Here is a 21,780-nt window from a genome sequence, read left to right on the forward strand (position 1 = left end):
ATAAAGAAATAGTTTAATAGATGAGTAACAAAGGATTATTAGCTTTTAGGGAGCACATATTATGAGTAATATTAGTGTTAATGGTAAAAAATTGCAGACCACGCATCAAACCGTCCAAATGGTCGTCAATGAGCTTGGACTGAGTAAAGGCCGCTATGCGGTCGAAATCGTTGGTGAGCTGATTCCAAAAAGTGAGCTGGATAAAATGCGTATCGTTGAAGGTATGAATATAGAAGTCGTCCAAGCAGTTGGCGGTGGTTAAGCGAATATTAGCTCGCTAATTTTTTCATGGATAAAAGTTAAGCAATAAAAAAGACCTCTAACGTGAATACGTTGAGGTCTTTCTTTATTTGCCGTGCTCTTTAATAACTAAAGCAACTTTACGAGCTATCATTCCAATATGTTTACTTAAAAAATATACCAGTTATAATAATTGTCTTATAGGCTATATTTATCAAGCAGTCATAATAATAAAGCTAGCTACTATGTATAGCGGTTGCTATAGTAAATACTACTTAGATCAATGACAAACCATCTACATCGCAGGTGCAGCATCATCAACTGTCAGCTCTTCGTAGCGTTCATCGCGCCCCGGACCTTGAGTTTTCTTACGATCCTGACGGGTTTTATATTTACGTACTTGTCTATCAAGCTTGTCCGCCATCTCATTAATGGCTTTATACATATCGTCTTCGCAGGCTTGGACGAACATTTCTTGACCTGCAACTCGCATAATCGCTTCGGCTTTATGGGTTTTTTTCCCACCTTCACTTGAGCCGCTATTATCTAGCGATAATTTTACCTGAATACTTTGAATCTGATCGAAATGACGTTCTACTTTTACAAGCTTTTCGCGAACGGCGTTGTCCATGGCTTCGGTAACACTGATATGGTGACCACTGATAGAAACATTCATATTATCGTCCTTTTATTATTGCTTATATTATTACGTACAATCAGCAGTGAGTTAGCTTTATAGCTTTTGTCATGCTGCCTTACCAATAATTCATCCAGTACCTTTCTTATCATAAAGTTTGGCTTGTCATTTTCTATTCGCTAACTGCTTTATTCTTCTACTCCTTTATTAAAATAAAAAATTAAAATACATTTTTATCATTTGTTAAATTAACTAAATCGGCCAAACCAATACTGGGTTTTCGTTGTTGGTATGACTCTAATTTGTCATGAAAACCAAAGAGTAGCAAGCCATCAAATTGTAAGTAAATGTAATAAAAAATGATGTTTCATAAATGTTTCTATATAATCAAAAAATTTTATTTTTTATTTACGTTTGAATTGGCTTAATTCTGGCGGTATGACATTTATAAGTCGTTGAATGACAACATTTAATATTTTTGTTTGCGCTGAGTGGATGATCCGATATTCATTGCTTCACGATATTTGGCTACCGTTCGTCTGGCGATATCGATGCCTTCTGCAAATAAAAAATCTTTTATGCGGCTATCAGATAATGGCTTCTTCGGGTCTTCATCAGCGATAAGCTGTTTAATCATGGCGCTGATGGCGGTTGAGGAGATGTCACCGTCGCTACTGCTAACGTGAGATGAGAAAAAATGCTTAAGGGAAAATAATCCTTGTGGTGTCAAGATGGTTTTGCTCGTAGTCAGGCGCGAAACGGTGGATTCGTGCAAATCAACTTCTTCGGCAATGGCTTTTAAAATCAAAGGCTGCATGGCAGTGGCGCCATGTTGCAAAAACTCTTGCTGGTAGCGCACGATACTGGTTGCTACTTTTAATAGGTTTTGATTGCGCTCTTCGATACTGCGAATAAACAGGCGCGCATCGGTGAGATTTTCGCGCAGATATTGATTGTCAGGACTGTCATCGCCACGTTTGACCAAATTGGCATATTCTTGATTGACCCGCAACTTAGGTAAAGTGTCAGGATTGAGGCGCACTTGCCAGCCGTCTATTTGCGCAGTCGTGTCGTTTCCATTTTTGTTATCAGTGGTGTGATTGCTATTGTGGCGGCGAATCGGCGTGACTAATACATCAGGAATATCGTAGCTTTCTGACGGCTGCATATAATCGGGCTGACTGCTTTGAAATAGTAGGCCGGGTGATGGATTTAACGTACGTAGCAGGTTAAGCGCGGGAGTAATTTGTTCAGGCGCGAGGCCGGTGAGTTCAGTCAAGGCTTTGATATTATTGCTGACCAAATGCTCACTGGCTGAGAGAAGCGCTTGGGCTTCTTTAAGATATTTTGTATTCGTATCAAGCTTGGACAATTGCAGCGCTAGGCACTCATTGAGGTTGCGTGCGCCAACGCCAAGCGGGTCGCACGATTGGATCATGCGCAGTACCGCCATGACCTCATCGTGCTCGACGCGCTCGTCCCATTGATAAAAGCTGGCGATGGTATCAAAGCTTTGTAACAACTCATCGATATCAAGGCGTATAAAACCCATCTCATCCATAGAATCCATGAGATATTCGGCGATAAGCGTATCTGTTTCGGAGAGGCGCTTAAAGTTCAGCTGCCAGCGTACATGGTCTTGAATGGTGGCGCTGGTACTGCCCTGATAACTATTAAAGTCCTCATTGTTGCCGTTAGCCGAATGAGCTGAAAGACTCCCTGAACCTATCGCGGCAGAGGCATAATTACCGCTGTCAAAACCGCTATAATCGTCGCCCTCCACGGCATAGTTATCGATTGCTTCATCATCAAAACTGGCTTGCTGTAATTTATCTAAGCTATCACTACTATTGTCAGAATAGTCGAAACCATCATCCAAAGAGTGGGTAGATTTAGCAAACGAATCAACGCTAGTATTTCGGTTCCAACTATCTAATGTTAACGGCTCGCCATTATGACTGTCGTAACCATCACAATCAACATAGTCATCTTCATCCTCTTCCACACGTTCTAGCAAAGGATTGCTATCAAGTTTCGCCTGCACCTCCTGCGCAAGCTCAAGACTAGAGAGCTGCAGCAATTTGATGGCTTGCTGCATTTGCGGGGTTAGCTTTTGCGAGGTATTTAGCGTGGTCGCCAATCCAAACGACATACTCATGGGTGACTGATTACCTTTCGATCGTGGTGATGCTGACTAGGTTATGCTGGTTAAAGCCTGCGCTTATTAACGCTTATCATCATTAAAAAGCGCTTTGGCCTATCAGGTCATGACGATAGCATTTTTTGCTACAATGTTGCTATGATAATTTATATTCTGTTCAGGTAAGCTATTTTTTAGCTTTTGTTCACATTATAAAACTGCAATAGCTTTGCAGGGATGCCAAGCTTTTAAATATAACAGAATAAAAATAACTAAGAGTAAAGCCCTATAAAGCTTAAAAATTGAGAATAATATTATGAATGAGATTACTAAAAATGAACCGCTGACCGTTGCTGCTGTACAAATGAGCAGTCAGCAAGACATCGAAGCCAATTTAGCCGATATAAAAGCTGCTATTAGCGAGGCAAGTAAGCAAGGCGCGCAGTTAATCGTTTTACCAGAAAACTGCTGTAGCATGGGTCGGCAGTTTGCCACTGCCGAGCGTTTTGATGAACTATCCGACGCAATGGCCGAGTATGCACGTGCTTTTGGTATTTATCTATTAGCAGGCTCGCTGCCCTGCCCTTATCGCCCTGATGGCGTCATCGTGCCCGATGGAAGGCTACGTCAAGTCAGTCAGCTATTTGCGCCCGATGGTACGCGTGTGGCACGCTACGACAAAATTCATTTATTTACTGCAACCGTTGCCGATAAAAAAGGCAGCTATAATGAAGCGGCGACTTTTGAGCCTGGCACGCAAACGGTTGTGGTTCCACTCGAAGCAAATGATGCCGTTTATCAGCTCGGTATGATGGTCTGTTTTGATTTACGCTTTCCAGCCTTAGCGCAGCGATTACGGCAGGCGGGCGCAGAGGTGTTAAGTGCGCCATCGGCGTTTACTTATTTAACGGGACAGGCACATTGGTCGCTATTGCTACGCGCGCGGGCATTAGACAGTCAGTGTATGGTGATTGGTGCCGCACAAGGTGGTGAGCATCTTTATAAGAATGGCGATAGTCGGCAAACATGGGGACATAGCACGATTACTGCTTATAACGGCACGATTATCAATAGCTATGAGGATAGTGACTTAAAAAACTCTGCTAATAAAAATTATGCCTTGGTATTAGCAAACTTAGATAAAGCAGGACAAGCGCAAGGACGGCAAAAGATGCCAATCTTTGACTGTCACCGTTTGGCATAAATGTAGGATTAAATGCTTAAGAAATAACCAGAACTTAAGTAACATCAACACCATTTTGCGTATGCGACGCACGCGGATGAGCGCGATCATAAACTTGGGTCAATTTAGCAAAATCAACATGAGTATAAATCTGCGTGGTACTAATGTCGCTATGACCGAGCATTTCTTGTACCGCGCGCAAATCGCCACTGCCAGATAGCATATGCGATGCAAAGCAGTGGCGCAATAAATGTGGATACATATTTTGCGCAATCCCAGCCCGCGTAGCCGCAACTTTGAGTCGCTGCTGCACCGCCCGCGTGGATAAACGTGTACCTAACTTTTCACTGATAAACAACGCATTGTCCATCTGCTCTACCCAAAGATTGCGGTGCGGTAGATAACGTTTAATCGCCTCGGCGGCTTTGATGCCTAAAGGTACTAAGCGCGTTTTGTTGCCCTTACCCGTCACGCGCACGCGCAAATCAGCCAAGTCTATATCGGCCATATCGAGCGCCACCAACTCGCCAACACGCAGACCGCTACTATAAAGCAGTTCGAACATTGCCTTATCACGCAACCACAAGCGCGCCTGCTCTGGCGTATCAGGGATTTCTTGGTCAAGCAATTGCGTCAATAAATCCACATCGGCGATAGACGGCAGCGGTCTAGGGCTGCGCTTAAGCTGATAGCCCGTAGTCGGGTTAATACGCGCTAAACCCTCTTCTATCAACCAGCCATAAAAATGACGGATAGCCGATAGCTCTTGCTGAACGCTCGCCAGTGCCAGCTTATCTTCATCTAGGCGTTGGCTGATATGCTGGGCTAACTGCCGCTTATCACAACGCGTCCATGTCAGACGTTTGCCGCGTAAAAACAGCGCCAATTGATTTAGACCTGCAAAATAAGCCACCAATGTGTGCTCGGAGTGATTGCGTACCGACAGCGTATTTAGCCAACGATGCACTGGCGCTAGCAGTTCACGTAGCGTACTATCTGCTTCGATGGTTGTTGCCAATTCTGCCGATAGCCATGTGTTTGATTTAGTGTTTGATTTAGTGTTTGATTTAGTGTTTGATGTAATGTTTGACTGAATATTCGAGCTAGGCGTTGTCGTCATTATCTATTAGCCTTCTGGAGTAGGCTTAATGCCTGCTTGCGCCATTAAGCCATCTGGGCTAAACACCCCTTCATAGACAAACGCCGTTGGCCCAGTCATCATCACAGAATAACCCGGCTGCCATTTGATAATCATGCTGCCGCCATAAAGCTGCGCGCGTATGTCTTCGCCTTCATCAAGCCAGCCTTCACGGATACCAACCGCCACCGCTGCACAAGCGCCCGTACCACAAGCTTGGGTTTCGCCAACGCCGCGCTCATAAACACGCAGACGGATATGACGCTGATTCATGACCTGCATGAAGCCGACATTGACGCGCTCTGGAAAGGCCGGATGTGATTCGATGGCTTTACCCAAGGTCTCAACATCAGCTTCTAGGACATTATCAACCCTGATGACCGCATGCGGATTGCCCATATTGGCGACATAAAGCTGCACCGGCGTACCATTAACGTTTAGATGATAGGTATTTTGGATTTTGGTCGTCGCTCTTGGGGTAAAGGGAATCTCACTTGGCTCAAATTTGGGCTTACCCATATCAACCTCGACCCAGCCATAACGGTCGGTCGTTAAGGAGATTATCCCGCTCGCCGTTTCAACGCGCAGGCGCTGCTTAAATGACAGTTTACGCGCTTGCACAAAACGGGCAAAACAGCGCGCGCCATTACCGCATTGCTCAACCTCTGTGCCATCGGTATTAAAAATGCGATAACTAAAATCAACATCGGGGCGCATCGGCGGCTCGACGACGAGCAATTGATCAAAGCCGATGCCTAAATGACGATCACCCAACAGCTGTACCAATTCCTTGGTCAACTCTAAGCGTTGGGTCACCAAATCGATGACCATAAAATCATTGCCCAGCCCATGCATTTTTGTAAATTCTATTAGCATATCCTTGTTATCCTATCCTATTTTTATGTATGCCTTATATTAGCACGCTGTCAGATACAATCATAATTATCACCGCTATCAAACGCTAAGTTAAAGCTCTATCACCGAACAAATATTTCTTATCCAAACCTTCATTAAAGCAGGCAATAAAAAACCCATTGTCGTTATCACAATGGGTCATTTTTAACTAAAAAAACTCGTAAGCACTAAACTGGCTAAAAAACTATTTATCCTGCCACAACACTTCATCAGCATATAAAGATTCAAGCGTTTCGCGTTTGCGAATCAGTTGATGCTTATCATCGGCTACCATCACTTCGCTAGCACGACCGCGCGAATTGTAATTGCTACTCATGGTAAAGCCGTACGCACCAGCGCCAGTGATAGCTAAAATATCACCTGTTGCTAATGACAGTAAGCGGTCTTTTGCTAAAAAGTCACCAGTTTCACAAATCGCCCCAACGATATCCCACGGCTGTGTACCATCGGTATCTAAACCGTCTTTGGGCAATGTCGCAGGAATCACTGCCATTTCTGCTTGGTATAAAGCAGGACGTATCAAATCATTCATTGCCGCATCGACAATAGCAAAGTTCTTGTGCTCGGTTGGTTTTAACACATCAACCTTGGTTAATAATACACCGGCATTGGCCACGATACTGCGACCTGGCTCGAAGAATACCGTTAAACCAAGCTCACCCAGTTTAGGCAGTAATGCTTGCGCAAACGTCTCGATAGACACTGGCGTCTCATCGATATAACGTACGCCAAGGCCGCCGCCCAAGTCGATATGACGCAGCTCAATGCCTTTAGCTCGCAAACTATGTATCAGCTCAATCACTTTATCGAGTGCCGCGACAAATGGCGCAACCTCTGTCAATTGCGAGCCGATATGGCAGTCGATACCGACGATATCAATATGCGCTAATTGCGCCGCTTGTTCATAAACCGCAACGGCATTTTCATGGCTGATGCCAAATTTATTATCTTTTAAACCGGTTGAAATATACGGATGGGTTTTGGCATCGACGTCTGGATTGACCCGCAATGAAATCGGCGCTGTTTTATCAAGCGCTTTTGCCACTTCGTTAATCAGCGCCAATTCACTAATCGACTCAACGTTAAAGCAGCCAATACCTTGGTTAAGGGCATATTCGATTTCGCTATAGGTTTTGCCAACACCTGAAAATACCACGCGCTCAGCTTTCCCGCCCGCTGCCAATACGCGCATCAACTCACCGCGTGAGACAATATCAAATCCTGCCCCTGCTTGCGCCAAGATGCCAAGTACGGCAAGGTTAGAGTTTGCTTTCACCGCATAGCAAATTTGATGCTTTAGGTTGGCAAAGCTTGTGGTATAAGCCTGATAAACGTCTAAAATTGCTTGTTTTGAATAGACATAACACGGCGTACCATAGTGCTTGACCACCTCATCAATACTTACCTGCTCCATGTATAACGCGCCATCGCGATAATCGAGCGCGGGCAAATGGGCGGTTAAGGCTTCAGGATGCACATACAATCCTTGCTCAGTTTTGGTCGTGACTGACTGACTCATAAAGTTGTCTCTAATATAATCAATGTATTAAGGGAGTAAACAATTTAGGGGTTTAGCAGCTTGAATAGGCTAAGAATCGTTTGAATATTTGGCTTTTAATAAACAAGCATTAGTAGACAAGCATTAATAATCGTTAGGATCCGTACTCGGAGCAGGCAGCTGAAAATCTTCGGCATCTGGCTCGTTATTTGCATTGTCATTGAGCTTAGCAAAGGCGGCATCTTGCGGATGACTGGTGCTCTCAAGCACAGCCGTATTGTCTTTTACCGTTTGGCTACTCGATTCTGCTAAATACAAATCGCCTTTTTGTCCGCAACCTGCCAACGCAGTTGCCCCGATTACCAGCGTCGCTATGGTTACCTGATAAACAGCAGGTTTGACGTCAACGCTTAAATTAGCGCTGTTAAAATTTGAGGTACGGCGTATAGTAAACATAGAATGGCTAACCTTTCATCTTGCAATGGTTTGCAGGCGATAACAATCACTATCAGCGAAAATAAGGCTGCAGTAGAAAAATAGGACAATTTTTTAATCATAGCATTATTCGATAAAGTTGTGCGCCCCCTGCTGCTGATTGGCGCATAAATTTATAAGAATTAACGACTAACGCTAGGCAAAATGGGATTTTATAAACGCTATCAATAGCTACAGACAGAGAACCACAGACAAACTTACTTACAATTTTATAAAAACAGCTTTTATCCTATTATCTCTGGCAGCGGTTGATGGTATTCGGTGTACACTTGTATAAAACGGCATAATTAAAGCCTTATAGTTATCGTGGTATAAACCTCAAAATATGGTACATTATAGTGAACCCTTGCAGCAGCAATGATAAAAATCAGCGATAGGATTGTTGCGTATGGCAGCTGTTTGGCTTACGGCGACAAGAATATGGCTGGTTTTTTTTATGTAATCGGTGACTATCGATGTCGAATCACCACCCAAAAAATAACTTCTAAGGATAGAGTATGAGCGCTGGCGTAACCACCAATTTTAATGATAAAGACTCTGAAACATCGAATCTAACCAACCCCACTTTAGTCCTTAATTGCGGCTCCTCTTCAATCAAATACGCACTCATCAGCGAAGACAATGCTACGCGTATCACAGGTCTGGCAGAAAACTTAGGCCTCGACACTGCGCGCATCAAACACACAACGCTAAATGGTGAAAAGCTAGAAATCGCCATCGCTGGCGGTCGTCATGAACTGGCCTTGAAAAAAATCCTTGAGTTACTTGAGCAATATCACTTTATTGCTGTCGGCCACCGCGTGGTGCATGGCGGCCGCGAGTATTCAGAAGCGGTGCGTGTCGATCAGCATGTGTTAGAAGAAGTCAAACGCTTAAAAGTATTAGCACCGCTCCATAACCCTGCCAATGCGCTCGGTATCGAAGCAGTACAAACAATTTATCCCGAGATTCCGCAAGTGGTGGTATTTGATACCGCCTTCCACCAAACCATGCCACCTGTTGCCTTTCGTTATCCACTGCCAAAAGTCCTTTATGATGAATATAAAATCCGTCGTTACGGCTTTCATGGTACCTCGCACGCTTATGTATCAGAACGCGCCAGCGAAATCACCAGTGCTAAAGCGCCACATGGTTGGTTGACCGCGCACCTAGGTAATGGCTGCTCGGCGACGGCTGTCTATAATGGTGAAAGTCTCGATACCAGTATGGGTTTGACGCCGCTTGAAGGGCTGATGATGGGCACGCGCAGCGGCGATGTTGACCCAAGCTTGCATATTCATCTCAAGCGCCAGCTAGGCATGAGCTTAGAAGAAACCGATAAGATGCTCAATAACGAAAGTGGGCTGCTGGGTATTTCAGGCTTATCCAATGATTTACGTACTATCGAGCAAGCAGCAAATGAAGGTCATCAAGATGCTAAGCTTGCGATTGAGATGTTCTGCTACCGCGTCGCTAAGTACCTTGCCAGCTTAAGCTGTGCGCTACCTGACTTTACCGGCATTGTCTTTACCGGCGGGATTGGGGAAAACTCAGTGACCACACGGACGCGTATTTTAGAGATGATGCCGCATTTTGGTATCAAGGTAGATAGCACTAAAAACGCCAGCTTGGTCGGTGGCAAAGAAGGCAGTTTCCATGCCGACGATAGCAGCATTGAGCTGTGGGTGGTACCAACCGATGAAGAATGCCGCATTGCCCAAGAAACGCGCGAAGCCTTAGGTTTGTAAGCATCAGATTGCTAAACAAACCATTACTTGTGCCATAAGAAAACAGGGAGCGTTTGTATGGCACAAGGATAAAACGCGCTTAAAAAATAAAATAAATAGTAGGATACATTATGCAAACTTTTTTACTTGTGCCCATCAGTCGCGGTATCGGTGTGACGTCAGCGGCGTTAGGCTTGATTCGCGCCTTTGACTATAACGGTATCAAAGCTGGCTTTATGAAGCCGTTTTTACAAGACGATACCTTAGATAAGCAAAACAGTTTAGACAGCTCAAGCGCGCTGGCAATGCACGCTTTTGGTCTTAATCCACCCAAATCTATCAGCCGTCAGCGCCTTGAGCGTATGCTTGGCGACGACAATCTTGATGATTTGTTGGAAGAAGTAGTCGTCAATTATCATACCTTAGGCGACGACTACGATGTGGTGATTTGTGAAGGCTTAGTATCGACGACTGAGACCTCTTATGCGTCGCAAATCAACCGCGCCATTGCCCATGCCTTAGATGCTAAAATCATTTTTGTCAGCACCGCCGATACCAGTAAACCTGCCTATCTGGCTGACAAGCTTGACGTCCACGCTCGTGAATTTGGCGGTATCGCCAGTGAGCGCACGCTTGGTTGTATCTTAATGCGGATGCACGATTTACCAAACGCCCAAAGCACCCTCGAAAATCAGATGGTCGCCCCAGGCGAAGCCATCGTCAATTTAGACGAGGGCTTTATGCAAGAAGTGCAGCGCCTGTCACCGCACTTTAATACCGAAGAGTTTCGCTTAATCGGCGTGGTGCCCTTTAGTGATTCGCTCTCTGTACCGCGTACGTGGGATATCGCCGCTGAGCTCGACGCCACTTGGTTAAACGTCGGTGAGGCAAAATCGCGCCGTATCAACCGCATCAGTTTGACCGCGCGCTCGGTCGCTCGCGTTGATGAAGTCTTTAAACGTGGTACGCTTATCGTTGTGCCGGGTGACCGCGACGACTTACTGTTGGCCGCGGGACTTGCTTGTATCAACGGCATCCCTTTAGCAGGACTGGTATTAACGGGCGGTGTGGTACCAAGCGCAACCGTCGCTGAGCTTTGGCAATCGGCGCTCAAAACCGGCATCCCTATCATGAGTGTCGAAAGCGACAGTTATGAGACCGTACAAAGCCTGATGCATTTGAGCTCTGAGATTCCAAGCGATGATACCGAGCGCGCCGAAGAAGTGGCACGTTATGTCGCCGCGCATTTAGACCTCAACTGGATTAAAGAGTACTTTAGCCAAGAGTATGAGATGCGCCTGTCTCCTTCGGCATTTCGTCATCAAGTGGTCAAAAAAGCGCAAAATGCCAAAAAACGTATCGTGCTCCCAGAAGGCTCAGAGCCACGTACGGTCGAAGCGGCGTGCATTTGCCAAAGTCGCGGTATCGCCAACTGCGTGTTGATTGCCAAGCGTAGTGAGGTCGAGCAAGTAGTGAAAAATCGCGATTTGGTGTTGCCTGAGGGCCTTGAGATTATCGACCCTGATAGCCTCGATATGGATAAATATATCAATGCCGTGGTCGAGCGCCGTAAGGGTAAAACCAACGCCGAAGTCGCTGCTGAATACCTCAAAGACACGGTTTATTTGGGTACGACCATGCTCGAGATGGACGAGGTAGACGGTTTGGTTTCTGGGGCAATACACACAACCGCGAATACCGTGCGCCCTGCGTTTCAGCTAATTAAAACCGCGCCGCAGTATTCGCTGGTATCGTCAGTGTTCTTTATGCTGCTACCTGAGCAAGTGGTGGTCTATGGTGACTGTGCCATTAATCCTGACCCGAACGCCGAAGAGCTCGCTGAAATCGCCATTCAATCGGCGCAGTCTGCCGCCGCCTTTGGTATCAATCCAAAAGTGGCGATGATTAGCTACTCAACGGGTTCATCTGGTACGGGCGCTGATGTCGAAAAAGTCATTCGTGCAACCGAAATCGTCCGTCAGCGTGCGCCGCACCTCGCCGTCGATGGCCCATTGCAATATGATGCCGCTTCGGTCATGAGCGTCGGTAAACAAAAAGCCCCTGACTCACCGGTTGCCGGACAAGCAAACGTCTTCATCTTCCCTGACCTAAACACTGGTAACACCACCTATAAAGCGGTACAACGTAGCGCCAATGTGGTCAGTGTCGGACCGATGTTGCAAGGTTTGAATAAGCCCGTTAATGACTTATCGCGTGGTGCGTTGGTCGATGATATTATTTATACCATTGCCCTGACCGCCATCCAAGCGCATAGCGACGCGATTTAATCTCGGTACCGTTTATAATTTACAGTCATGCTTAATCGCTCTACATTTAACCGACTATCATCATGATGGTCGGTTTTTTATGGACTATTTTTGTTAAATCTTTAGGGCTTTAAAACATACGACCCTACTGAGCGCTCTCCAATAATGCTATAGTTCACTTAACGACACTGTCCATTCATAGCGCTTTTTGCTCATTTATTTATGCCTTATTCTAAAGACTATCACCTAACAAAAAACGCCAAACCCGCCATTCGTGCCTATTTGGGCGGCTCATTTGATCCTGTGCATAATGGTCATTTGCAAATGGCGCTGTACGTTTATCAAAGTTTATTACCAATAGCTGAGCAACAACAGCACGAGCTACAGGTGTCATTATTGCCCAATGCGCGGTCGCCTTTTAAAGCAGACAGCACCGACCCTAAGCACCGTCTGGCCATGCTAAAGCTGGCTATAAAAAATACCCCGCTACAAATCAATGAGCTTGAGCTGTGGCAAACGCCGCCGGTCTATACCATTGATAGTGTAAAAACCTTACGCGCGCGCTATCCGCACGATGACCTGATATTTATCATGGGCATGGACAGCGCGCAGAGTTTGGATAAATGGAAAGACGGTTTGACGCTGACCGATCATGTCAATTTATGGGTATTTAATCGGCTTAGCATTGCTGAAAATGACCCTATTATTAATAATAATGATGAAAATACTATTGCACAAGAAAAGCTTATTAATCAAGACTTAGTAACGTCAAACCTTACTGCACTGCAATCTCAGCTTCCCATAGCATTGCAACACTTCATCACTGACTCGGCTACTGACCTTGTCGCGCCAGCTTTGCAGCATTTAACAGCCAGCAGTAACTTGAAAAATGCCGCTCAAGGACGCATTTATATAGACCCGCGCCCTGTGGCAGCGATATCAAGCACCCAAGTACGTCAACAGCTGCGCAAGCAAGGTTCGCAAAACGCAACTTTACAGCCAATAAATGCTATCATTAACCCGACTGTACCCAATTCGTTCGCTAAATGGCTAAATCCTGCCGTTTATCAATATATTATCGACCATCAGCTATATTCTGCTGCTCAATTCCGTTAAAATCGCCTTATACGTTTAACTTTACCTATTTTATCCATGTTGCCGCAAAAACACCTGCCTATTTACCTATTTTTCAAGGGCTCGTGAGCAAGCAATGTGATGATTTACTATTTTATTTTTAATATTTATGATTGAAGAGAAGACCATTTATGACCAATACCATGACTGAAGAACGCTTAAAAGAATGCTTAGCGGTAGTCGAAAACACGCTTGACGATATGAAAGCAAAAAATATCACTGTTTTAAACGTAGAAAATCTAACGGACGTGATGGAGCGCATCGTCATCGCTGACGGTACTTCAAAACGCCACGTCCGTGCGATGGCAGACAGCGTCGGCGCTGAAGTTAAGCAAGCGGGTTTTATGCCACTTGGCCGTGAAGGCGGTACCGATTCTGACTGGACGCTGATTGATTTGGGCGCTGTTGTCGTGCATATGATGACGCCAGCTGCGCGTGAGTTCTATGACTTGGAAGGCCTATGGTCGTCACCTGATCAATTGGCGGAGCTGGTCGCTGTACCGCGTGAGAAGAAAACCGCAGGTCGCCGTAATAAAAACAAATAATCTTGTTTGTTAACAGTACTGCTTTATAAAAAGACCAGATTCTACTCTGGTCTTTTTTTGTTTAAAATTTGGTACAGATAAAGGTTAAATCGCTAAAGCCATATAATCACATGCCCGATTAGGCTAAGATAATAGCCATCTTTAACATCTCTAATGAATTAACCACTCGCCTAATAAATCCCGATCGATTAGGATAATCCATGAGCATAGAGCAAATAGCATCTTTTAGCCAAAAAAATAGTGCTGATTTCAATCAACCCTTACCGCTACATATTGCCAATCTAGTCTGCGTACGTGCTGGCAAAGCCATGCCGTTTGCGCGTGAGCAGATGAGCGCCATTGATAAAGCACCCATCAAGGAATCGGTTGCGGTCAATTTTATGGGTCTGAGCACTGATGAACAAGCCGATAGACGCCATCATGGCGGCCCCTTAAAAGCGGTGCATCAATTAGCAACGGCAACTTACGATAAGATTAACGCTGAGTTTGGCTTAAAGGTACGCGTTGGCACGCTTGGTGAAAACCTAACGACTGAAGCGGTAAACGGTCTGCCTGCAATGGATGAGTCGACGGTGTGTATTGGGGATATTTTTCAATACGGTGGGCAATATGGCAATACTGATAATAACAACAGCGTCCAACTTCGCATCGTGCAACCTCGCCGCCCCTGCTACAAAATCAATGACCAAATCGGACAGTTTAAACTGAACAAAGTGCCAAATATCGCCTCTTGGGTGACCAAACAAGGTATCGCTGGCTGGTATTTTCAGGTTGTACGTGATGGTATGATTAACACTGATTTGCCGGTTTATCTCATCGAACGCCCCTATCCTTTTGCGACGCTTGAAAAGCTATGGCAACTGGCCAATTCAAAAGAGAAATTTGATGCTGAGGTTATCGAGCCGTGGCTGGCGATTGAATGTTTGGAAGACAGTTGGAAAACGGTTTTGGCGAAGAAAATCCGCAAGGATTAAAAAGCTTTAAAAATATCTCAATCTTATCTATCTACTATCAATATCAGATAAAGCTAAGCATCATCGCCCACCCTTATTCATACAGAGCATTTCATGGCAAAAAATATCTTTTTAGCATTCGCATGTGCCTTAACGCTGCCCCTCATTGGCTGCGTGACCACTCATAACGCCCAAATAGCGACCAGCGAGCCTTTCGTCATCGATAGCGAAACCTATCAAGCGACGGGTAAAAGTGAGCGTATTAAAACCATTATCCTGCATTATACGGTGAGCAATAATGCCCGCGCTATTAGACTTTTGACCACCGGCGACGTCAGCGCCCACTATCTAATATTGGATAATAACGATAATAAAATTTATAACTTAGTGCCCGAAGGCGAACGCGCGTGGCATGCTGGCACGGGCGGTTTTGCTGGTAGAACGATACTCAACGATACCTCTATCGGCATCGAGATTGTCAACCCGGGCATCAAACCTGAATATCGAGACGCCTTAAAAAGCGGTGCGCTCGACTATCATCCTTATGAGCACTATGTCGAATTTAATGAGGTTCAGATTCAAAAAGTAGCGCAGCTGGTACAAGACTTGGCGAAAAGATATAATATCTCAGCAAAGAATATCATCGGTCATGCGGATATGGCACCCTCGCGTAAAATCGATCCTGGTGCCAAGTTTCCTTGGGAGCGACTGCATAAGGAGTACGGCATTGGGGCTTGGTATGATGAGTTTGATAAGCAATTCTTTATGAATCAAGACGCGTTTGCCGCGGCAACGATACCTGAGATTAAGCAAGCGTTTCGCGATTATGGTTATCAAATCAATGATACAGACGCGTGGGATAAAGCCAGTCGCGATGTCGTGTATGCCTTTCAATTGCATTTCCGTCCGCAGCAGCCAACGGGCGAGCTGGATTTAGAAACGTATGCGATACTACGTGCACTCAATAAGAAGTATGCTGGTCGTGATGACTTTTATTAATGGATAAAAAAATAGTAGGAGACATAAGCCATGAGCAACTCACAATACAACGAGAAAAATGAGCAAGACGAGCTACAGAAATATCTGGAAGAAAAAGCAAGGCAGGAGCAAGAACAGGAAATAAAAAAAGAACAAGAACATGAGCAGCTGTCGGCTTATGAGGCTTGTGTGTTAAGAGAAAGCGCAAAGATTCATGAGTTGATTGCTGAGGCGCAGAAAGGGAAAGCTGATTAGGAAAAAATATGGATAAAGAAATCATCTTTTATGATCTTCGTATGCTAGCGAAAGCAGAAAATGGAGCTTACACTTTAAGTATTTCTGTTGAAAGTGGTTTCGCAGAATATAACGTGATCATAGATATAAATGCTCAAGACTTCAAAATAATCGAGAACGATAAATGTAGAGTGGCATTGCTTCAAGCTGCGCTACATAGACCCTTTCAACTTCAAGAAACTACATTAGACAAGAGTGAACAACGATATTACTTAGATAAGATACTTCATGCGAATGAATCTGAGGTCAATACTTTTCTTACAAAGCTAGACCATGGACAAGCTAACGGTGCAATATCTAACATGGTGCGTAAATCAAGTGACAGAGATATAGAAAACCTTCGTAATGGCGACTGGTTTTATTGAAAAGCTCGTAGTGTGCGCCTAGCGCACCGATTAAAATTAAAGTTCAGACTAATTTATCATAAAATGGTCATTCAGAGGCGCGTTTTAGCCCCGACTGCAGCGGTATCCTGCTGGTTTGGGCGAGTTGCGATGGGTAGGTTTTGGGTGGCGACGCGGAGCAAGCGACGACCCAAACCGTAGCCAGCGTCTCGTCCAAACTAGCAGATACAAGCGGAAGGCGGGATTAGCTCCCACATAAAACCAAATTCCAAACACAAAAAAGGTGAGCCTAAGCCCACCTTTTTTTATGTTTAAAATTAACTCAAACTATCTTAACGCAACCAAGCACGGGCGTTACGGAACATACGCATCCACGCGCCGTCCTCATCCCATGCTTCTGGTTTCCAGCTGTGATTGTAGGCACGTAGCGTACGCTCAGGGTGCGGCATCATGATGGTGACGCGACCGTCGGTACTACACAGACCAGTGACACCGCCGACCGAACCGTTTGGATTGAGCGGATAGGTCTCGGTTGGATGACCTTGGCTATCGACGAAGCGCATGGCAAGCTGACCGTGTTTTGCCATACCGTCGATTTCGGTAGTGTTCAGCGTGGCATAGCCTTCACCGTGGGCAACAGCGATTGGTAAAATACTGTCTTGCATACCTTTGAACAGAATAGACTTAGTGCGCTCGACTTTGACGTTAACGGTACGCGCTTCAAAGCGAGCCGACTTATTGGCAATAAATCTTGGAAAGTTTTCAGCACCTGGGATTAAATCTTTTAACTGAGCCATCATCTGACAACCATTACAGACACCTAAGCTAAAGGTATCAGGACGGGCAAAGAAGCGCACAAACTGCATGCGCAATTCGTCATGGAACAAGATAGAGTTCGCCCAGCCAGAGCCTGCGCCGAGTACGTCACCATAGCTAAAGCCACCACAAGCGACCAGACCATCGAAGTCACGTAGATTGATACGACCTTCAAGTAAATCGCTCATGTGGACGTCGACCGCTTCAAAGCCCGCTTGGGTAAAGCCTGCTGCCATTTCGGTCTGACCGTTGACGCCTTGCTCACGCAGGATAGCGACTCTTGGCTTGCTTTCACGGCTAGCTAAATATGGCTCTTCCACTTTTTGATTGAGGTCAAAGTTTGGTGCAGCGATTAGACCTTGATGGCTAGCATCGCTAATCAAGTCATACTCTTGCTGGACGCACGCTGGGTTGTCGCGGCGGCGGGCGATTTGATAGCTGACCTGACTCCACTCTTGTTGTAGCTCGCTTCGGCTAAAGCGCAAGGTATCATCGCCCATATGCAGTGGCGTTTGAATGATAAGGCTGTCTTCCTCACAGCTTTGACCGACGAGGCTGAGCATATCGCTGATGTTAAATTCTTCTGCCAATTGCATAAGAGCAGCGACGTTTTCTGGTAAGACCTGAATGACCGCGCCCAGCTCTTCACTGAATAATTGACCGAGTAGGTTTTTATCGTCCAATGACAGCTTGATACCTTGACGACTGGTAAACTGCATCTCAGCAATCGTCGCCAGCAAACCACCATCACCTATATCGTGATAAGCGCTAATGACGCCTTGGGCATTACCCGCTTGGACGAAGTTAAAGAAATCGATTAAATCGCTTGGCTTTTCAAGGTCAGGACATTCATTGCCCAATTGGCTTGCCGTTTGCGCAAGGATTGAACCGCCAAGGCGCAGTTTACCTTTTGACAAATCAATACGGTAGAAGGCGCTATCACCATTGATTAGCTCAGGTGTTAAGGTTTTTGCCACATCAATAACAGGCGCAAAAGCCGTAATCACAAGACTCATTGGCGAAACCACTGATTTATCTGTGCTGCCGTCTTTATTGCTATCCGTCCAATTAGCACGCATCGATAGCGAGTCTTTTCCGACTGGAATAGCAATACCCAATGCTGGGCATAGCTCTTCGCCGATCGCATACACAGCGTCAAACAATGCAGCGTCCTCAGTGTCATCGCCGCAGGCTGCCATCCAGTTTGCTGACATGGTGATATCAGATAGCTGATTAATGCGCGCACCAGCAATATTGGTAATCGCCTCACCGACTGCTAAGCGTGCAGAAGCTTTTGGACTAATCAAGGCGACTGGCGTACGCTCACCGACGCTCATCGCCTCACCGCTCATCGGCTGACCATCAAGCGCTAGTAAACCAGAAGCTGTGACGGCGCAATCGGCAACGGGCACTTGATAGCGACCAACATACTGATCACGGACTACCATACCAGTAATCGAGCGGTCACCGATGCTAATCAAGAAAGACTTACTGGCAACGGTTGGATGACGTAGCACATCTTTGATAGATTCAGCTAAATTAAAGTCATTGAGCTCAAGCGGTGGCAATTCTTTCTCTTGACGGCTAAAGCTACGCTGCATCTGCGGCGTTCCACCGAGCAGTACTTGCATCGGCATATCGACTGGCTGCTCATCGAGCATCTCATCATCAACGATAAGCTGACGAACTTCCGTCGCTACGCCTAAGATAGCATACGGACAGCGCTCACGGGCACAGATGGCATCAAACTGATCTTTACTCTCTGGGCGAATCGCTAACACATAACGCTCTTGCGCTTCGTTCGACCAGATAGCCATCGGTGACATTCCCGCTTCCAGCGACGGGATTTTACGCAGGTTTAAATGGGCGCCCATATCATGGTCATCGACCAGCTCAGGCATAGCGTTTGACAGACCGCCTGCGCCGACGTCATGAATAGAGACGATGGGGTTACCGTCTTTACTAGCATTGCTGGTATTACTGGCATCAGCGTCATTTCCCGACGCTTCATTTCCAGCTAAGGCCCAGCAGCGATCGATCACTTCCTGACAGCGACGCTCCATCTCGGCGTTATCGCGCTGAACCGATGCAAAGTCCAAGCCTTCATCTAGCTCGCCGCTATCGACAGACGATGCTGCGCCGCCGCCCAAACCGATTTGCATCGCAGGGCCGCCAAGAACGATCAAGAGATCACCTTGTTGAATGGTATTTTTTTCAATCAGGTTGCGTTTGATATTGCCGTAACCACCTGCCAGCATGATTGGCTTATGATAGCCGCGCATTTGGCTGCCATCTTTTGCCGCTGAGGTATCCAATTGGAAACTACGGAAATAACCGCAGAGGTTTGGACGACCAAACTCATTGGAGAAGTTGGCTGAGCCGAGTGGCGCTTCGGTCATAATCTCAAGGCTGGTGGCCATACGATCAGGCGTACCATAGTCTTGCGTACTTACTTGACCCGATTGTTCCCATTTTTCCGCAAGCTCTGGAATATGCAGATGTGATACATGGAAACCCGTCAGACCGGCTTTTGGCTTACCGCCACGACCGGTTGCGCCTTCATCACGAATCTCACCGCCCGCACCTGTCGCTGCACCCGCATAAGGCGCAATCGCCGTTGGATGGTTATGGGTTTCAACTTTCATTAAGATATCGATTTCTTCTTTATGAAAGCCATAAGGATGGGCAGAATTTACATCCGTGGCATCAGTCGGCACTGGGTAGTAACGCAGCCCCTTAGCACCAGCCATCACCGCGGCGTTGTCTTTATAAGCCGACAAGATACCTTGTGGATTGGCTTTATAAGTATTTTTAATCATCTGAAACAGGGATTTTGGCTGTACTTCGCCATCGACCGTCCACTGGGCATTAAAGATTTTATGACGGCAATGCTCTGAGTTGGCCTGTGCAAACATCATCAGCTCAACGTCAGTTGGATTACGCTTTAGCTCATTGACGTAGGCATTCATTAGATAGTCGATATCTTCGCTCGACAAGGCAAAACCAAATTCTTTATTGGCATTCTCTAGTGCTGATTGACCTTGACCGATGACGTCGATGCGATTAAGCGACGCTGGCTGTTCATCATCAAACAGCTTATTTACGTCATTTAAATCATAAACTAGGCTTTGGGTCATACGGTCAAACAATAATTGCTCAGCGGCTTTAGGAAGCTTGTTATTAGTTGCACCTACGTCGCCGTCTGCTTTTGCGTCAATCGTTAGGGTATAAACGATAACGCGCTCGACGCGTTTAATCTCAACTTCACAGTTATTAAAAATATCGGTCGCTTTACTGGCCCACGGCGAAATCGTCCCAAAACGCGGACCGACGATCACTTGTATTTGATTGTCTTCAGGGGTGGCAAGCTGAATATCGGCATGCACCCCAAACAAATCCAGCGCTTTTTTCTGCTCATTACCTACGAGGTCGCGCGATAGCACATAAACCTGCTGAGTATGAATCTGGCTGACATTTAGCTCGGTTTTTTGCTGAAACTGACTGATGAGTTGCTGCGTCTGAAAATCGGTAAGAAACGGTTGTCCGGCGATGGTCATCATAAAGGCATAATCCGTAAGATCAAGGCATCTCTGCCATGCAAAGTAAATGGTCTGCGTATTATAACAAGAAGCCCTGTAATAAGCAGGTCAAAACCAAGATAAAAAACTTTTCGTCAGAGAAATATTGCTCAGCTGGCGTCACAATTTTTACCTAATTCTTGTAAACCTTACAAACACTCACATCGCATTACTGGCGACCTATATAAATAAGAGAATGATAATCGCTATTCTAGTGGGCAGTTGCGATGAGTTAAGCGCCTCATAACGAGCTTAATAACTATAACTATAATCTGTTCATAAAAATTACTATAAACGGCGCTGGCTTGTCTAGACTAGATGATTAATAAGCAACCATAAGTTAAACAAAGAACCACTTGCTATAATGATAAAAGGATAAACCTAATGAGTAACCAAGAGCATATCGCGAAAATTCAAGAAATCATCAAAGACGTAAAATTTGCTATGATGAGTACTACCAATAAAAAAGGTGACATTCATGCTTGGCCGATGACCACTAATAAAGCGGATGTCGCTGCCAAAGAAATTTGGTTTATCGGTGATAAAACCTCAGACGTCGTCAAAGACATTCAAAACGATGCAAGAATTGGATTAACGTACGCTACTCAAGATGAAAAGAACTATGTCTCTATCAGTGGTAACGCTGAATTATCAACCGATAAAGACAGGTTAGATGAGCTATGGTCGCCTGTTTATAACGCCTTTTTTGCTGAAGGTAAAGAAGATGGAAACGTCCAGTTGATTAAAGTGGTACCACATGGCGCTGAATGCTGGATTAGCGGTAGCTCAGTGGTCAATATGTTTAAAATGGCAACCGCAGCGGTACAAGAAGGTAAAACTGCTGAAGATTTAGGTGAAACTTTCTCCGTCTCTCTATAACCTCGCTTTCTGTAAGTTTTGCTGTCTTAATAATAAAAAA

18 protein-coding genes are annotated in these 21,780 nt (G+C 45.5%); 11 read left to right on the forward strand and 7 right to left on the reverse strand.

Features of this window, described 5'->3' with window-relative positions; all coding sequences use genetic code 11:
* Window positions 1-61: 61 nt before the first annotated feature.
* Window positions 62-262: a sulfur carrier protein ThiS gene (gene thiS, locus H9653_RS02170; RefSeq protein ID WP_191690110.1), complete on the forward strand. Its 201-nt coding sequence runs from the start codon at window positions 62-64 to the stop codon at window positions 260-262.
* Window positions 263-535: 273 nt separating this feature from the next.
* On the opposite strand, the gene hpf is transcribed toward thiS, so the two are convergent.
* Together hpf and H9653_RS02180 are read right to left on the reverse strand one after the other, a co-directional pair.
* The gene (gene hpf / locus H9653_RS02175; protein ID WP_102077023.1) at window positions 536-916 is read right to left on the reverse strand and encodes a ribosome hibernation-promoting factor, HPF/YfiA family; all 381 of its coding nucleotides are present in this window, start codon (window positions 914-916) and stop codon (window positions 536-538) included.
* A gap of 430 nt (window positions 917-1,346) precedes the next feature.
* On the reverse strand, window positions 1,347-3,035 hold the full coding sequence (locus H9653_RS02180; RefSeq protein WP_191690112.1) for an RNA polymerase factor sigma-54: 1,689 nt from the start codon (window positions 3,033-3,035) through the stop codon (window positions 1,347-1,349).
* Between the two features lie 298 nt (window positions 3,036-3,333).
* Between H9653_RS02180 and H9653_RS02185 the strand changes: the two genes are divergently transcribed.
* The gene (locus tag H9653_RS02185) at window positions 3,334-4,221 is read left to right on the forward strand and encodes a carbon-nitrogen hydrolase family protein (protein ID WP_191690113.1); all 888 of its coding nucleotides are present in this window, start codon (window positions 3,334-3,336) and stop codon (window positions 4,219-4,221) included.
* A 34-nt stretch (window positions 4,222-4,255) separates the two neighbouring features.
* Here the strand turns inward: H9653_RS02185 and H9653_RS02190 are convergent, their stop codons facing one another.
* From H9653_RS02190 to lptM, 4 genes are all read right to left on the reverse strand, one after another.
* Entirely contained in the window at window positions 4,256-5,320 is a 1,065-nt protein-coding gene (locus H9653_RS02190; protein WP_225211567.1) for a tyrosine recombinase XerC, read from the reverse strand.
* A 6-nt stretch (window positions 5,321-5,326) separates the two neighbouring features.
* On the reverse strand, window positions 5,327-6,214 hold the full coding sequence (gene dapF / locus H9653_RS02195) for a diaminopimelate epimerase (protein ID WP_191690115.1): 888 nt from the start codon (window positions 6,212-6,214) through the stop codon (window positions 5,327-5,329).
* 223 nt (window positions 6,215-6,437) lie between these two features.
* The gene (lysA, locus tag H9653_RS02200) at window positions 6,438-7,772 is read right to left on the reverse strand and encodes a diaminopimelate decarboxylase (RefSeq protein ID WP_191690117.1); all 1,335 of its coding nucleotides are present in this window, start codon (window positions 7,770-7,772) and stop codon (window positions 6,438-6,440) included.
* 123 nt (window positions 7,773-7,895) lie between these two features.
* Window positions 7,896-8,207, reverse strand: a complete 312-nt coding sequence (gene lptM, locus H9653_RS02205; protein ID WP_191690119.1) for an LPS translocon maturation chaperone LptM — start codon at window positions 8,205-8,207, stop codon at window positions 7,896-7,898.
* Between the two features lie 536 nt (window positions 8,208-8,743).
* On the opposite strand from lptM, the gene H9653_RS02210 reads away from it, so the two are divergent.
* From H9653_RS02210 to H9653_RS02245, 8 genes are all read left to right on the forward strand, one after another.
* Window positions 8,744-9,973, forward strand: coding sequence for an acetate/propionate family kinase (locus tag H9653_RS02210; protein ID WP_191690121.1), 1,230 nt, complete (start codon window positions 8,744-8,746; stop codon window positions 9,971-9,973).
* A 110-nt stretch (window positions 9,974-10,083) separates the two neighbouring features.
* Complete coding sequence (pta, locus tag H9653_RS02215; RefSeq protein ID WP_191690123.1) at window positions 10,084-12,240, forward strand: phosphate acetyltransferase; 2,157 nt, start codon at window positions 10,084-10,086, stop codon at window positions 12,238-12,240.
* A 201-nt stretch (window positions 12,241-12,441) separates the two neighbouring features.
* On the forward strand, window positions 12,442-13,335 hold the full coding sequence (locus H9653_RS02220; protein ID WP_191690125.1) for a nicotinate-nicotinamide nucleotide adenylyltransferase: 894 nt from the start codon (window positions 12,442-12,444) through the stop codon (window positions 13,333-13,335).
* Between the two features lie 149 nt (window positions 13,336-13,484).
* Window positions 13,485-13,898 (forward strand): ribosome silencing factor, encoded by a 414-nt coding sequence (gene rsfS / locus H9653_RS02225; RefSeq protein WP_191690127.1) that lies wholly within the window; start codon window positions 13,485-13,487, stop codon window positions 13,896-13,898.
* 200 nt (window positions 13,899-14,098) lie between these two features.
* Window positions 14,099-14,872: an MOSC domain-containing protein gene (locus H9653_RS02230; RefSeq protein WP_191690129.1), complete on the forward strand. Its 774-nt coding sequence runs from the start codon at window positions 14,099-14,101 to the stop codon at window positions 14,870-14,872.
* A 93-nt stretch (window positions 14,873-14,965) separates the two neighbouring features.
* Entirely contained in the window at window positions 14,966-15,850 is an 885-nt protein-coding gene (locus tag H9653_RS02235) for an N-acetylmuramoyl-L-alanine amidase (RefSeq protein ID WP_191690131.1), read from the forward strand.
* A 30-nt stretch (window positions 15,851-15,880) separates the two neighbouring features.
* Window positions 15,881-16,084 (forward strand): hypothetical protein, encoded by a 204-nt coding sequence (locus H9653_RS02240; RefSeq protein ID WP_191690133.1) that lies wholly within the window; start codon window positions 15,881-15,883, stop codon window positions 16,082-16,084.
* 8 nt (window positions 16,085-16,092) lie between these two features.
* Window positions 16,093-16,488 (forward strand): hypothetical protein, encoded by a 396-nt coding sequence (locus H9653_RS02245; RefSeq protein ID WP_191690135.1) that lies wholly within the window; start codon window positions 16,093-16,095, stop codon window positions 16,486-16,488.
* Window positions 16,489-16,799: 311 nt separating this feature from the next.
* On the opposite strand, the gene purL is transcribed toward H9653_RS02245, so the two are convergent.
* Window positions 16,800-20,843, reverse strand: a complete 4,044-nt coding sequence (gene purL / locus H9653_RS02250; protein ID WP_191690137.1) for a phosphoribosylformylglycinamidine synthase — start codon at window positions 20,841-20,843, stop codon at window positions 16,800-16,802.
* A 402-nt stretch (window positions 20,844-21,245) separates the two neighbouring features.
* On the opposite strand from purL, the gene H9653_RS02255 reads away from it, so the two are divergent.
* A complete protein-coding gene (locus H9653_RS02255; protein ID WP_191690139.1) occupies window positions 21,246-21,740 on the forward strand; it encodes a pyridoxamine 5'-phosphate oxidase family protein in 495 nt (164 codons plus the stop codon).
* The last annotated feature ends 40 nt before the right edge of the window (window positions 21,741-21,780 follow it).

Source organism: Psychrobacter communis, from assembly GCF_014836505.1.
Classification (GTDB): domain Bacteria; phylum Pseudomonadota; class Gammaproteobacteria; order Pseudomonadales; family Moraxellaceae; genus Psychrobacter; species Psychrobacter faecalis.

Bases quoted from the DNA above. Each gene is read 5' to 3' on its own strand.
- H9653_RS02220 (WP_191690125.1), top strand. From the start codon at position 12,442: ATGCCTTATTCTAAAGACTATCACCTAACAAAAAACGCCAAACCCGCC.
- H9653_RS02245 (WP_191690135.1), top strand. From the start codon at position 16,093: ATGGATAAAGAAATCATCTTTTATGATCTTCGTATGCTAGCGAAAGCA.
- thiS (WP_191690110.1), top strand. From the start codon at position 62: ATGAGTAATATTAGTGTTAATGGTAAAAAATTGCAGACCACGCATCAA.
- H9653_RS02185 (WP_191690113.1), top strand. From the start codon at position 3,334: ATGAATGAGATTACTAAAAATGAACCGCTGACCGTTGCTGCTGTACAA.
- purL (WP_191690137.1), bottom strand. From the start codon at position 20,843: ATGATGACCATCGCCGGACAACCGTTTCTTACCGATTTTCAGACGCAG.
- lysA (WP_191690117.1), bottom strand. From the start codon at position 7,772: ATGAGTCAGTCAGTCACGACCAAAACTGAGCAAGGATTGTATGTGCAT.
- H9653_RS02240 (WP_191690133.1), top strand. From the start codon at position 15,881: ATGAGCAACTCACAATACAACGAGAAAAATGAGCAAGACGAGCTACAG.
- hpf (WP_102077023.1), bottom strand. From the start codon at position 916: ATGAATGTTTCTATCAGTGGTCACCATATCAGTGTTACCGAAGCCATG.
- H9653_RS02190 (WP_225211567.1), bottom strand. From the start codon at position 5,320: ATGACGACAACGCCTAGCTCGAATATTCAGTCAAACATTACATCAAAC.
- H9653_RS02230 (WP_191690129.1), top strand. From the start codon at position 14,099: ATGAGCATAGAGCAAATAGCATCTTTTAGCCAAAAAAATAGTGCTGAT.
- pta (WP_191690123.1), top strand. From the start codon at position 10,084: ATGCAAACTTTTTTACTTGTGCCCATCAGTCGCGGTATCGGTGTGACG.
- H9653_RS02180 (WP_191690112.1), bottom strand. From the start codon at position 3,035: ATGAGTATGTCGTTTGGATTGGCGACCACGCTAAATACCTCGCAAAAG.
- lptM (WP_191690119.1), bottom strand. From the start codon at position 8,207: ATGTTTACTATACGCCGTACCTCAAATTTTAACAGCGCTAATTTAAGC.
- H9653_RS02255 (WP_191690139.1), top strand. From the start codon at position 21,246: ATGAGTAACCAAGAGCATATCGCGAAAATTCAAGAAATCATCAAAGAC.
- dapF (WP_191690115.1), bottom strand. From the start codon at position 6,214: ATGCTAATAGAATTTACAAAAATGCATGGGCTGGGCAATGATTTTATG.
- rsfS (WP_191690127.1), top strand. From the start codon at position 13,485: ATGACCAATACCATGACTGAAGAACGCTTAAAAGAATGCTTAGCGGTA.
- H9653_RS02235 (WP_191690131.1), top strand. From the start codon at position 14,966: ATGGCAAAAAATATCTTTTTAGCATTCGCATGTGCCTTAACGCTGCCC.
- H9653_RS02210 (WP_191690121.1), top strand. From the start codon at position 8,744: ATGAGCGCTGGCGTAACCACCAATTTTAATGATAAAGACTCTGAAACA.